11 protein-coding genes are annotated in these 12,703 nt (G+C 61.9%); 4 read left to right on the forward strand and 7 right to left on the reverse strand.

The window, feature by feature from the left end; translation table 11 throughout:
* Window positions 1-6: 6 nt before the first annotated feature.
* The 5 genes from AB7828_RS22895 to AB7828_RS22915 form a co-directional block, all read right to left on the reverse strand.
* The gene (locus AB7828_RS22895; protein WP_441231234.1) at window positions 7-186 is read right to left on the reverse strand and encodes a hypothetical protein; all 180 of its coding nucleotides are present in this window, start codon (window positions 184-186) and stop codon (window positions 7-9) included.
* Between the two features lie 315 nt (window positions 187-501).
* The gene (locus AB7828_RS22900; protein WP_093758024.1) at window positions 502-1,251 is read right to left on the reverse strand and encodes a glucose 1-dehydrogenase; all 750 of its coding nucleotides are present in this window, start codon (window positions 1,249-1,251) and stop codon (window positions 502-504) included.
* 113 nt (window positions 1,252-1,364) lie between these two features.
* Window positions 1,365-2,948: a Na+/H+ antiporter gene (locus tag AB7828_RS22905; protein WP_441231235.1), complete on the reverse strand. Its 1,584-nt coding sequence runs from the start codon at window positions 2,946-2,948 to the stop codon at window positions 1,365-1,367.
* A gap of 188 nt (window positions 2,949-3,136) precedes the next feature.
* Window positions 3,137-4,201: a glycosyltransferase family 4 protein gene (locus AB7828_RS22910; protein WP_120287888.1), complete on the reverse strand. Its 1,065-nt coding sequence runs from the start codon at window positions 4,199-4,201 to the stop codon at window positions 3,137-3,139.
* 1 nt (window position 4,202) lies between these two features.
* Complete coding sequence (locus AB7828_RS22915; RefSeq protein WP_147421592.1) at window positions 4,203-4,487, reverse strand: hypothetical protein; 285 nt, start codon at window positions 4,485-4,487, stop codon at window positions 4,203-4,205.
* A 17-nt stretch (window positions 4,488-4,504) separates the two neighbouring features.
* Between AB7828_RS22915 and AB7828_RS22920 the strand changes: the two genes are divergently transcribed.
* The 4 genes from AB7828_RS22920 (at window position 4,505) to AB7828_RS22935 (ending at window position 10,545) form a co-directional block, all read left to right on the forward strand.
* Complete coding sequence (locus AB7828_RS22920; RefSeq protein ID WP_120287890.1) at window positions 4,505-6,271, forward strand: ABC transporter ATP-binding protein; 1,767 nt, start codon at window positions 4,505-4,507, stop codon at window positions 6,269-6,271.
* A 75-nt stretch (window positions 6,272-6,346) separates the two neighbouring features.
* Complete coding sequence (locus AB7828_RS22925) at window positions 6,347-8,548, forward strand: amylo-alpha-1,6-glucosidase (protein WP_439065612.1); 2,202 nt, start codon at window positions 6,347-6,349, stop codon at window positions 8,546-8,548.
* 59 nt (window positions 8,549-8,607) lie between these two features.
* Window positions 8,608-9,192 (forward strand): PRC-barrel domain-containing protein, encoded by a 585-nt coding sequence (locus tag AB7828_RS22930; RefSeq protein WP_441231236.1) that lies wholly within the window; start codon window positions 8,608-8,610, stop codon window positions 9,190-9,192.
* 87 nt (window positions 9,193-9,279) lie between these two features.
* On the forward strand, window positions 9,280-10,545 hold the full coding sequence (locus tag AB7828_RS22935; protein ID WP_441232299.1) for an MFS transporter: 1,266 nt from the start codon (window positions 9,280-9,282) through the stop codon (window positions 10,543-10,545).
* Here AB7828_RS22935 and AB7828_RS22940 read toward each other — a convergent pair.
* Entirely contained in the window at window positions 10,542-11,720 is a 1,179-nt protein-coding gene (locus AB7828_RS22940) for a pyridoxal-phosphate-dependent aminotransferase family protein (RefSeq protein ID WP_441231237.1), read from the reverse strand. The two genes, AB7828_RS22935 and AB7828_RS22940, sit on opposite strands and share 4 nt — an antisense overlap.
* Window positions 11,721-11,806: 86 nt before the next feature.
* Window positions 11,807-12,658, reverse strand: coding sequence for an LssY C-terminal domain-containing protein (locus AB7828_RS22945; protein WP_089266719.1), 852 nt, complete (start codon window positions 12,656-12,658; stop codon window positions 11,807-11,809).
* Window positions 12,659-12,703: the final 45 nt, after the last annotated feature.

Genomic DNA, 12,703 nt, shown 5'->3' on the forward strand with positions numbered 1-12,703 from the left:
CGTCGCTCAGGCGGTCTGGAACTTGAGCACGGCCATCAGCGTCAACAAGGTGGTTGCGCAGGATGCGGACACAATCGCCATATTGATAAGGCTGCGGATTGCAACGGCCGCGACTGCAGAAATCGGATGAACAGCGTCCGATGCACTGGCTTTCTTGCGCGGAGCCGGTTTCTTCTTTGCTGCCATGACGATCCCCAAAGAGAGGGGTCAGACCGTTGACCGGCCTGACCCTGACGCCTTCCCTGCCGAGGTGTGTCCCTCGATCATGACGCGACCATCGCATGAATGGCCGGTGAACTGCTTAACGCGCGTGGTAAATCAAATCTGACCGGATTCGATGGTTTATGAATTTTCCAGTTCGTCATTCCGGGGCGTGGGCGCATCTTGCGCACGCGAATCCGGAATCTCGCAGTGTGAGTCGATTCGAGATTGAAACCATGCCGGGATTCCGGGTTCACGTCCGGCAAGAGCCGGCCGCGCCCCGGAATGACAAAGGTGAGCCTAAATCGTCCGCCCGCCATCGACCGGCAGGATCACGCCGGTGAGGAATTCGGATTCCTCGCCCGCCAGATACACGCAGGCATTGGCGATATCCGAGGGGCGCGACATGCGGCCCAGTGGAATCGTGCCGATAAATTTGGCGCGGTTCTCCGGCGTATCCGGCACGCCCATGAAGGATTCCAGCAGCGCGGTTTCGCCGATCACCGGCGCGATGCAGTTGACGCGGATGCCATCGGGCGCCAGTTCCACGGCCATCGATTTCGACATCAGGTTCACCGCGCCCTTGGTGGCATTGTACCAGGTCAGGCCCGGACGCGGCCGGACGCCGGCTGTCGAGCCGATATTGATGATGCGACCGCTCTTCTGCTTCTTCATCACGGGTACGCAGGCATTGGTCATCAGGAAGATCGATTTCACATTGATGTCGAACGCCTTGTCGAATTCTTCTTCGGTCACTTCGAGCAAGGGCTTGTTGCGAAAGGTCCAGCCGGCATTGTTGACGACGACGTCGAGCTTGCCGAATTTTTCGACCGCGAGCTTCACCGAGGCATCAACATCGGCCTTGCTGGTGACGCTGCCGCCAAGGGCGATTGCGCTGTCGCCGATCTCGGCCGCAACCTTTTTCGCGCCATCGGCATTCAGATCGAGGATGACGACCTTGGCGCCTTCGCGCGCGTAAGACCGCGCGATCTCGGCACCGAAACCCGATGCGCCGCCGGTGACGATAGTGGATAGGCCTTGAAGTCTCATGGTGTTTTCTCCCGGGTGCCGCGCCTTGGCTGGCGCTTGACGATGAACGTTAGAGCCTGTGATGGCGGCTGGGAAGTCTCGACAGCGAATGGCTGCTAAAGGAAGCGTGGCTTTTACAGGAAGCGTCTTGCGTTGACTTCTTCGAGATCGAGGCCTTCCTCGATGGCGTGCAGCACGCTGTCGTGGATTTCACCCTCACGATGCATCTTCAGAAGCTCTGCACGGCCGGCTTCGATGGCGGCCAGCACCGTCGTGTAATGGTCGATGCGGTGCGGCGATAGTGCCTCAGCCTCTTCGGCATAGCGCGCCGCGGCGCCCTTGCGATAGGTATATTGCTCGAACAGGCGCGGATGGCGATGTGTGCCGTCATCATTGCGTGACGCCTTCTCGATGGCAGAAAATTGCGCGGCCGCAACGCGCGCACGCGCCTGCGCTTCGCTGAGTTTGGAATGATGCGGTGCGCGGACATTGTCGGTTTTGATGAGACGGCGCACGATCGGTGCCAGCGTCGAACCCTGGACAAGGACCGTCACCAGGATGACTGCGAAGGTGATCGCCAGGATGACGTCGCGGCCCGGAAATTCCTCCGGCAATGATAATGCGGCAGCGAGGCTCACTACGCCGCGCAAACCGGCCCAGCTCATGATGAACGGCACCGTCCATGGCGGAGCGGGGTCGCGGGCGCGCAGCTTCGGCATCAGCATGCGCGGCAGATAGGTGCCCGGAAACATCCAGGCGAAGCGCGCGAGGATCACTGCTGCGATGACAGCAGCCGTCACCGGCAACAGCGCCACCACCGCGTCATAGCCGCCGAGGCGATACAGCACGCCGCGCAGCGACAGGCCAATCAGGATAAACACCAGAGATTCCAGCACGAATACGACGACGCTCCACGCTGCGGTGGCCCGGGTGCGCGTCGCAGCGCCGAAGAACTCGTGCTGCTTCCATCCCAGGATCATGCCGCAGGCGACGGTGGACAGCACGCCGGAGACGTGGAGCTTTTCCGCGGCGATATAGGAGATCCAGGCGACCAGGAAGGTCCATGCAATCGCAAGGTCGATTTCCTTGATGCGCTTGATCACCAGGATGGCGGCGAAGGCGAAGACGATGCCAACAAGCAGGCCGCCGATCGCGACCGAGAAGAAACTCACGGTGGCCGCAGTGGCGCTGAACGAGCCGGTCAGCGCTGCCGCGATGGCGAAGCGCAGCAGCACCAGGCCCGATGCGTCGTTGACGAGGCTTTCGCCCTCCAGCAGCACGATGATGCGCGGCGGAAGCGGCACGCTCTGCAGCACGGCCTTGGCCGCCACCGAATCCGGCGGCGAGACGATGGCGCCGAGCGCAAAACAGGCAGCCCAGGGCAGCGACGGCATCACCAGATGCGCAACCACGCCGACCACGAGGGTGGTGAAGAAGACAGCGCCGACGGCGAGCTGCAGGATGATGCGAAGATCGGCGCGGAAATCCCGCCAGGAGGTGAACCAGGCGCTCGACATCAGCAGCGGCGGCAGAAACAGCACGAGCACCAGCTCGGGGTCGATTTCGACATCCGGGGTGCCCGGGATCAGCGCGAAGCCGATGCCGCCGAGGATCAGTGCAGCCGCGCGCGGGAGCTGAAAACGCCGCGCGATCATGTCGAGCAAAACGATGACAGCCATCAGCAGCAGGATAATTTCGAAGCGGGAAACGGCGGTCATGAGGGCCTGTCGAGATGCGAGAAAAACGGTCGGACGTCGATTCGGGCCAATGCCGTGATCTGATGTCTGTCATCTATCTTGCAAATGTCGCACTGGCTGTACAGCGGGCCAGTGATTTTGCAGCAGGCCAGCACGAAAAAGGGCGACCCGACGGGCCGCCCTTCGATGCCTTAATTATGCGCTTCAGACTACTCTGCGCTGCTGACCAGTCGCAGCGACACCCTATGCTCCATCATGCTGCGATAGGTGGCCACATAATCGAGAGCCATGCGCCGGGCGGTGAAGCGGTTTTCGAACTGCTTGCGGATCGCTGTACGGTCCATGCCGGCGAGACGACCCACCGCGGCAACTGCACTGGTCTCGTCCTCGACGATGAAGCCGGTGAGGGCCTCGTCGATGATCTCCGGCACCGAGCCGCGGTTATAGGCAATGACCGGCGTGCCGCAGGCCATGGATTCGATCATCACCAGGCCAAACGGCTCGGGCCAGTCGATCGGCAGCAACAGACCATAGGCGCCGCTGAGGAATTCCGGCTTCTCCCGGTCGCTGATCTCGCCGATATATTCGACCAGCGGATGATCCATCAGTGGGCGAACGACCTGCTCGTAATAGTCCTCATCCGCGCGGTCGATCTTGGCCGCGATTTTCAGCGGGATGCCGGCGCGGATGGCGATCTTGATCGCGCGGTCGACGCCCTTCTCGGGCGCAATACGCCCGAGCACGGCGAGGTAGCTCGGCGTGATCGGTTGCGGCGTCAGCAATTTCTCGGGAAGGCCGTGATAGATCGTGCGCACGAAATTCGCCTGCGGTACCGGGCGCCGCTGCGCGTTCGAAATCGAAACAACGGGAATCTTGGAGAAAGTCGTGAAGGTCGGCTGATGTTCCGGCAGATCCAGACGGCCGTGCAGCGTCGTGAGAAATGGTGTGGGTTGGCGGGAGAATAGCGAGAACGGATAGTAATCGAGATGGAAATGCAGAACGTCGAATTCGTCGTCGTCACATTTCTGTCTTACGCGCTCGAGCATTTCCATATGGAGGGCGTTGGGATCGCGGACAGAGCCATCGAGCCGCAGCGCCTTCGGCCATCCGGCGTCAAGCTTGCCTGACGTTTGAGAGTCGCCGCTGGCGAACAGCGTAACATCATGCCCCTGCGCCACCAGCTCTTCGGTCAACCAGTGGACGACGCGTTCCGTGCCTCCATAGAGCTTCGGCGGAACGGCTTCTGTCAGCGGAGCAACTTGCGCGATGCGCATTTTACATATCTCCCATGTTGGAAGTGATGAACAACTTCAGCGACGACGTGTCGGTACCGGTATGCCTGAAGCTGGAACGTTCTCGCATCTGCGAGGTTCCTATGTGATCTGCGTAGTTCGTCCACACTGTGGTCTTGCTGATGCCATCACGTTCAACCACGGTTTCCGGAGTGTTAATGCTGCCCGAATGTTGCGCCGAGATGGCGAGAGCGTGGGTAATTCGGGATGGCATCATCTCCATCAGCGGGCGGGGACGCTGTCCGTCGAGATTCTTGTTCTTATTCAACGGGTTTTGACAATCACATGGACAGTCTTTCCGGATATGCGTATCGCCCTTTCGCTTTCGTGATGCGCTACATCAGGATGCGTTCTGCATCGCATATGATCATCCTGATATCCGTGCTTGCAGCCGTCGCCTGTTCGGTGGGCACACAGTACGGAATTAAATTTTTAGTCGATGGCCTCTCATCTGGACCTTCGGGAGCCGGTAATACCGTCTGGATCGCATTTGGCGTTCTGATCTCGCTGATCACGGCAGACATGTTCCTGTGGCGCGTGGCCAGCTGGACCGCGAGCTACACATTCGTTGGTGTCACCGGCGATCTCAGGCGCGATATCTTTCGCCATCTGACCGGACACGCACCGAGCTACTTCTCGGATCGGCTGCCCGGCATGCTGACCAGCCGTATCACGGCAACATCCAACGCGGTCTTCACGGTCGAAAACATGTTTGTCTGGAACGTGTTGCCGCCCTGCGTCGCGACATTCGCGGCGATCCTGCTGATTGGAACCGTCAGCCTGCCCATGGCGGCGGGACTGACAGTGGTGGCGGGCGCGGTCGTCGTGATGATGTTCAAGATGGCCGCGGCCGGCAAGAAACTGCATGACGACTTCGCCAGCAAGGCGGCCGCCGTCGATGGCGAAATGGTCGATGTCATCAACAATATGCCGCTGGTCCGCGCATTTTGCGGATTGAGCTTTGAGCATGATCGTTTCGATGAAACGGTCGATCGCGAGCTGAACGCCCGTGGTCGCAGCCTGCGCTATCTCGAGCGTCTGCGCCTGACGCATGCGGCCATCACGGTCGCGCTGACGATCGGGCTGCTCGCCTGGGCGATCATGCTGTGGCAGCGAGGCGGCGCCAGCACCGGCGACGTCGTTCTGATCTGTACGCTCGGTCTCTCGATCCTACATGCGACGCGAGATCTTGCGGTAGCGCTCGTAGATGTCACGCAACATGTTGCGCGCCTGTCCGAGGCGCTGTCCACATTGCTGGTACCGCATGAGCTCAGCGACCATCCCGAAGCCGAGCCGCTGGTGAAGTCAGGTGCAGCGATCGCCTTCAACAATATCTCGTTCCGTTATCCCGGCGGTCTGCAGGTGTTCGACAAGTTCACGTTGCGACTCAATGCCGGCCAGCGCGTTGGCCTTGTCGGCCAGTCCGGCGGCGGCAAGTCGAGCCTGTTTGTATTGCTGCAGCGCTTCTATGACGTGCAGGATGGTAGCATCACCATCGATGGCCAGGATATTTCACGCGTGACCCAGCACAGCCTGCGTCACGCAATCTCCGTGGTACCGCAGGACATCTCATTGTTCCATCGCTCCATCATGGAGAACATCCGGTATGGACGTCCTGAGGCGACGGATGACGAGGTACTGCGTGCCGCTATTTCGGCGCGTTGCGACTTTGTTGAGACGCTGCCGGAAGGTCTTCACACCATGGTCGGGGACCGCGGCGTCAAACTGTCCGGCGGGCAACGTCAACGCATCGCCATTGCACGCGCCTTCCTGAAGGACGCGCCCATTCTGCTGCTGGATGAGGCAACGGCGGCCCTCGACAGTGAATCGGAAGAGGCGATCCGTGAGGCGCTGGCGCGTCTGATGCGTGGTCGCACGGTAATCGCGATTGCGCATCGCCTCGCGACGCTGCGCAATTTCGATCGCGTGGTCATGCTGCAGAGCGGCAAGATCATTGAGGACGGCAAACCTGATCATCTGATGCAGGGCGAGGGGCCGTATCGGGAACTCGTCACACAGGAAATGAGCCGTCTCGCGCAGCACGCAGCCTGACGACTCAGTTATCCTCTCCAGGCGCTGCGTTTATCTTCGTGCCTGTCTTCACCTTACAACCGGCCGAGGTCATCCATGCCCATCGAAGCCGCCGCGACCAAGTTGAACGCTATCGCCGATCAAAAGGCGGTCGAGTCGCCGTTCTACATTCCGATGACGGGTCCTGCTTCGCGCCCGCGACGTGCGCTCAAGCACGACGATACGTTTGTGGTGCTCGACAGTCATGGTGACATTGGCGCGTCCGCGGGCGGGCCGGATGGCCTGTTCAATGCCGATACGCGTTATCTCGCGCGGCTGGAGCTAGCGCTGAACGACGTGCAGCCGTTGTTGCTCGGTTCGAATCTGCGCGATGACAACTCGTCGCTGACCGTCGATCTGACCAATCCGGATATCTATCGCAACGGCCGCCTCGTGCTGCAGAAAGATATGCTGCACATCGTGCGCACGTTCTTCCTGTGGCGTGGTGCGGCTTATCAGCGGATCGGTCTGCAAAATCACGGCGAACACCGTGCGAGTTTCGATCTGACGCTGTCATTCGACAATGACTTTGCCGATCTGTTCGAGGTGCGTGGCGAAAAGCGCAAGCATCGCGGCATCGCCACCAGTCGCCTGGTCGGGCCCAGTGACGTTGCGCTGGAATATACCGGCCTCGACGGTAAGCCGCTCAGCACGATGGTGCATTTCGATCCGCGCCCGACGCGGCTGGCGGCCAATACCGCGACCTACCACTTCGAGCTGAAGCCGCAGCAAACGACGTCACTGTTCGTTGCTGTCAGTTGCAACGCCGAGGTCGGCCACAAGCCTGTACCGTTCTTTCGTGGCTTGCTCGCGCATCGCCGCGAGATGCGCAATTTCAGCAAGGGTGCGGCGACGGTCGAGACCTCGAACGATATTTTCAACGAGGTGCTCTGCCAGGCGATGGCCGATCTCAGTATCCTGATGACGAATACGCCGCAGGGCCGTTACCCTTATGCCGGTATTCCCTGGTATTCGACGACATTCGGTCGCGATGGCCTGATCACGGCGCTGCAACTGTTGTGGATCGATCCGCGCGTGGCGCGCGGCGTGCTGAAACGGCTTGCGGCATTTCAGGCGAAGTCGGTCGATCCGCTTGCGGATGCCGAGCCCGGCAAGATTCTGCACGAAATGCGCGGCGGCGAGATGGCTGCGCTCCGCGAAGTCCCGTTCGCGCAATATTACGGCAGCGTCGACTCCACGCCGCTCTTTGTGATGCTCGCAGGGATGTATGTCGAGCGCACCGGCGATGATGAAACCCTGCACGAGCTGTGGCCGGCCGTTGAGGCCGCCCTCGGATGGATCGATGGTCCCGGCGACCCCGACAAGGATGGCTTCGTCGAATATCAGCGCGCCACCGAACAGGGACTGCAGAACCAGGGCTGGAAAGATTCGTATGACGCCATCTTTCATGCCGATGGAAAGCTCGCTGAGGGCAATATCGCACTGGCGGAGGTGCAAGGCTATGTCTTCGCCGCCAAGCATCTGGCGTCGCGTCTCGCATTGCGCACAGGCCTGCCCGACAGGGCCCGGCAGCTCGAGGCCGAAGCGGAGCAACTTGCTGCGCGGTTCGAGGAAGCATTCTGGTGCGAGGAACTCGGCACCTATGCGCTTGCGCTCGACGGCAAGAAGATGCCTTGCGCGGTTCGTGCCTCCAATGCGGGACAGTTGCTGTTTACAGGCATCGTCCGTGAAGACCGTGCGCGCATGGTCGCTGCCGACCTGATGCGTCCGCATTTCTTCACCGGCTGGGGCATTCGCACCATTGCGCGCGGCGAGGCGCGCTACAATCCCATGTCCTATCATGACGGCTCGATCTGGCCGCACGACAATGCGCTGATCACACTCGGTCTGGCGCGCTATGGCCTGAAGCATTCGGTCGAGGCCGTCTTCAAGGGCCTGTTCGACACCGCGGCCTATATGGACTTGCGACGATTGCCGGAATTGTTCTGCGGCTTCCAGCGCGAAAAACGCCGCGGCCCGACCTTGTATCCGGTGGCCTGCGCGCCGCAGGCCTGGGCCAGCGCTACGCCGTATACCCTGCTCGAGGCAGCACTAGGAATCGAATTCGATGTTGCGCGCGGGGAAATTCGTTTCCGCAATCCGCGGCTGCCCGCTTTCCTGCAATACGTCATTTTGCGTGATCTTCGGCTCGGCGAATCCAGCGTCGATCTCTGCCTGCGCAAACACGAGAACGATGTGTCGCTGGAAGTGCTGCGAACCCGCGGTCAGATCCAGGTATCGATCGTATTGACGCATTGACGCGTCGCCTGGCGCTGGGGTCGTGCCCATCAGCGAAACGCGTGAGTGAGGGAGTTTCCATGCCTGCAATTCGCATCGTTGTCGGATTGGCTGTAGCGTTGGCGTTGAACGCCGTGGCCGTGTGCCAGGCGGCGGATGCGCCTGTGCCTCCGCCCGCGTCAGAGAAATCCACCCCTGAAGCGCAGCCGTCCGTGCCGTCGCCCGCACCTGATGCGGCTGCCGTGCAGCCGGCAACGCCACCGGTCGCGTCCACGCCTCCTGCGCCTGTCGCTAAGCCGCCATCGGTTACGGTGATCGATGCTTTCGATGCCAAGGGCATTCTCGGCCGCGATGTGCGCAGTCCGGCAAGCGAGAATATGGGACGTATCGCCGACGTGATCGTCGATCGCGCGGGGCAGGTGCGCGGCGCGGTCATCGACTTCGGCGGATTCCTCGGGGTTGGCTCGCGCAAGATCGTGGTCGATTGGGGGGCGCTGCATTTCTGGAACGTGGCCGACAAGACCGCCAGCATCACGCTGGATCTCACGCGCGAACAGGTCCGTGCCGCGCCGGAATACAAGGACGATCAGCCCATCGTCGTGCTCGGCGCGTCCGGCACACTGACGCCGCTGAGGTTTCCGCCTCTCACCATGCAGGAGCGCTAATTGGCGGTTCACGCGACCACTCGTGCAGCCGATCTCTCCCGCCGCGACGATGTCGCGGCGGTGCCCGAGGTTGCCTGTGCGCCGGGGATTGCGCCGGAGTCCGAGCTGGGCCCGCAGGAGCCGCAGCGGAGTCCTGAGCCATCGAAGCAGAGCCTGCGCGGGCTCGACTGGTTCATCTTCTTTCTCGCCGACGTGCAGACAGGATTCGGCCCGTTCGTTGCGGTCTATCTCACCACACAGAAATGGACCCAGGTCGAGATCGGCTTCGTGCTGTCAATCGGGGGCATCGTCGCGCTGCTCGGCCAAATTCCGGGTGGCGCGATTATCGATGCGGCGCGCTCGACGCGGCTGGTCGCCGGCGCCGCGGTCGCAACGATCGGCGGCTGTGCGCTAGCCTATGCCGCGCTGCCGGTGTTTCCTGTCATCGTCGCGGCAGCGACGCTGCATGCGATGGCGAGCTGTGTGCTCGGCCCCGCGATTGCCGCTATCAGCCTGGGGCTGGTCGGGCCGCTGCGGATCGGCGAACGGCTGGGGCGCAATGCGCGCTTCGCCTCGCTTGGCAATGGCGTCGCCGCCGCCGTGATGGGCACCTGCGGTTATCTACTGTCCAGCCGGTCGGTGTTCATCGTCACCTTCCTGCTGGCGCTGCCGGTGCTCTACGCGCTGTCGCGGATTCGACCTCAGGAGATCAATTCCGCGCAGGCCCATGGCGCCAGCACCAAAGAAGCCGAGAACAATAAGCCGATCCGTTTTCGCGATCTGGTGCGGCAGAAGCCGCTGTTGATTTTTGCCTGCGCTGTGCTGCTGCTGCAGCTTGCCAATGCCGCGATGCTGCCTTTGATGGCGGGCGTCGTCACGACGCGCTCGGCCGACTGGGCACCGGCGCTGATCGCCTTCTGCATCGTGGTCCCGCAGGCCATCGTCGCGGCGACCTCACCGACGGTCGGCCGAAAGGCGCAGCAATGGGGCCGTCGACCACTGCTGCTGATCGCCTTCGCCGCGCTCGTGATCCGCGGATTGCTATTCGCCGTGGTCACCGATCCGTTTGCGCTGGTCGCTGTGCAGGTCTTCGACGGCGTCACTGCTGCCGTGTTCAGCGTGATGATCCCGCTGATCGTCGCCGACATCGCTTTTGGCAGCGGGCGCTTCAGCCTTGCGCAAGGCATTGTCGGAACAGCCACCGGCATCGGCGCGTCGCTCAGTACGGTGACCGCCGGCTTCGTCGCCGACAAGCTCGGCGCGCCGGTTGCCTTTGTCGGTCTGGCCTGCGTCGCCGGGCTCGGCCTCTTGTTGATCTGGCTCGTGATGCCGGAAACCCGCCGCGACCACGGCGAGGTTGAGAGCGGACCTTAGGGCGTGACACTCTCGCCGAGGAAGTTGATCGCGGCCGTGACACCGCCCTTGCCGTGCGGAATGCCAAGCGCCTGCAGTCCCATCTCGATCACGCCGAGCGTTCCGAGAATCATGGGCGCGTTGACATGGCCCATATGGGCGATGCGGAATGCTTTTCCGTGCAGGTCGCCGATGCCGACACCGAGAATGACGCCGCATTTGTCGCGGCAGTAATCGAGCAGCGGCGTCGGGTCATCCATTCGCACCGTCGTGACCGTGTTGCCGCGTTCTTTCGGCTCGATGATATTGAAGCTCAGCACGCCGCCATCGGCCCATACGGCAACGGCGCGGCGCACAGCTTCCGCCAGCAATCGATGGCGCTGGAACACGTTGACCAGCGTCTCGTCGAACAGCATGTCGATGGCCTGACGCTGCGCGAACATCAGATGCACCGGCGCGGTGCCAGAATGTTTCCGGTAGTGCTCGTCGCCGTCGCGCTCGGTCCAGTCCCAATAGGGCGTGCGCAGATTGGCGGTCTTATGCACCTCGCGGGCGCGGTCATTCGCCGCGACATAGCCGAGGCCGGGCGGTGTCATCAGGCCCTTCTGCGAGCCGGACATGGCGACATCGATGCCCCACGCATCCATCTCGAACGGCATGCAGCCGAGCGAAGCCACGGTGTCGACCATGAACAATGCGGGATGGCTGGCGGCCTTGATCGCCTTGCCGATGGCTTCAATGTCGTTGAACGCGCCCGACGCCGTGTCGATCTGCACTGCAAGCACAGCCTTGATCTCGTGCTTGGTGTCCTGTCGCAACGTCGCTTCAACCTCGGCAGGACGAATGGCGCGATTCCAGTCGCCCTTCAGGCTCTGCACGTCGACGCCCATGGCGCGCGCAGCATGGCCCCAGCCGACCGCGAAACGCCCGCTTTCCAGCACCAGGATCTTGTCGCCGCGCGACAGCACATTGGTGAGCGTCGCTTCCCAGGCGCCATGGCCGTTAGCGATGTACATGTAGGTGTTGCCTTTGGTGGCGAACAACGTGCCGATATCGCGCAGCAGCCCGAATGTGAGCTGCACCATTTCCTTGGAGTAGATATCCAGCGGCGGACGATGCATCGCCCGCAATACTTCGTCTGGCATCGTGGTGGGGCCGGGGATGGCGAGAAATTCACGACCTGCACGAACGACCATTTTCAATCCTTGTTGGTATTTTCGGCCATGGTGCCATGGCGCAGCGCGAAATCAAAGCGCGCGTGAGGTGGTTTGAATTTTACTGCTTAGTGAGTCAGCGCATCACGCCCGATCACATTCGCGATGGCCTGGAAGATCTGGTCCTTGATCTCGGTCGCTGCCGGGCTCGGGATCGTCTCGGGAGGGCCGTCGTGTTTGGCGCAAGCCACCACCAGCCGCAGGATCCAGACTTCTCCATCGGTGTAGTACAGGTCGCCGCCGCCATTGTGGCCGGCGACGGTTGGGCCGATTCCGGTGACCTGATATTTGGCCTCGACCATGCCGGCCTTTTCGAGATCGCCCGCGAGCACCGCGCGCTCGGCGTCGATATCGGCAGCGATATGATGCGTGATCGCGCCGGTGTATTTGCTGATCCCGACGCTGCGATCGAAAGTCGCATCGCCGAGCCAGACCGGGCGATCTTCCTGCCCCTTGTCGAGGACCTTCCAGAGCCGGATGTGGTGGCGATGGTCAGCGCTGTTGCCGACCGGCTTCTCGAAAGCGAGATCCTCGCGGCGGCCGAGGTAAACCAGCGGGCTCACCGGTGCTTCGCGATAGGGGCGGTCGAGCAAGACGCTGCCGACAATTTCGAGGGACGAGCGCAAGGTTACGGGATCGGCGGGATACCAGCCGGCAGCATGCATCGCGCACAGCACGTCCTTCTTGTCGCCGATCAGGCCGACATTGATGGGATCGCCGGGAATACCTTGCGCGGTCATCGTCGTCATCGGCAATCCGGCAAGGCTCTTCTGGTGCTCGTAATGGGTCCAGAGTTCCGGGAGCAACAGATAGGCGATGCCGCCATAGATGACCAAAGCGAGCAGCGTCAGCCGCGCCGCCCGGAATGTCCGGCTGCGGCGTTGTTTTTGCGCAATGACATCCGTCTGCAGGTCAGCCACGGTTCCGCTCGATCGAATCTGAGCGGGGAACCTGCCACGTCAGCG

The organism is Tardiphaga sp. 215_C5_N2_1 (assembly GCF_052076055.1).
GTDB lineage: Bacteria > Pseudomonadota > Alphaproteobacteria > Rhizobiales > Xanthobacteraceae > Tardiphaga > Tardiphaga robiniae.

What these genes read in the sequence shown, in the direction of transcription:
- AB7828_RS22895 (WP_441231234.1), bottom strand. Translation starts at nt 186, where the DNA reads ATGGCAGCAAAGAAGAAACCGGCTCCGCGCAAGAAAGCCAGTGCATCG.
- AB7828_RS22925 (WP_439065612.1), top strand. Translation starts at nt 6,347, where the DNA reads ATGCCCATCGAAGCCGCCGCGACCAAGTTGAACGCTATCGCCGATCAA.
- AB7828_RS22910 (WP_120287888.1), bottom strand. Translation starts at nt 4,201, where the DNA reads ATGCGCATCGCGCAAGTTGCTCCGCTGACAGAAGCCGTTCCGCCGAAG.
- AB7828_RS22900 (WP_093758024.1), bottom strand. Translation starts at nt 1,251, where the DNA reads ATGAGACTTCAAGGCCTATCCACTATCGTCACCGGCGGCGCATCGGGT.
- AB7828_RS22930 (WP_441231236.1), top strand. Translation starts at nt 8,608, where the DNA reads ATGCCTGCAATTCGCATCGTTGTCGGATTGGCTGTAGCGTTGGCGTTG.
- AB7828_RS22905 (WP_441231235.1), bottom strand. Translation starts at nt 2,948, where the DNA reads ATGACCGCCGTTTCCCGCTTCGAAATTATCCTGCTGCTGATGGCTGTC.
- AB7828_RS22920 (WP_120287890.1), top strand. Translation starts at nt 4,505, where the DNA reads ATGGACAGTCTTTCCGGATATGCGTATCGCCCTTTCGCTTTCGTGATG.
- AB7828_RS22940 (WP_441231237.1), bottom strand. Translation starts at nt 11,720, where the DNA reads ATGGTCGTTCGTGCAGGTCGTGAATTTCTCGCCATCCCCGGCCCCACC.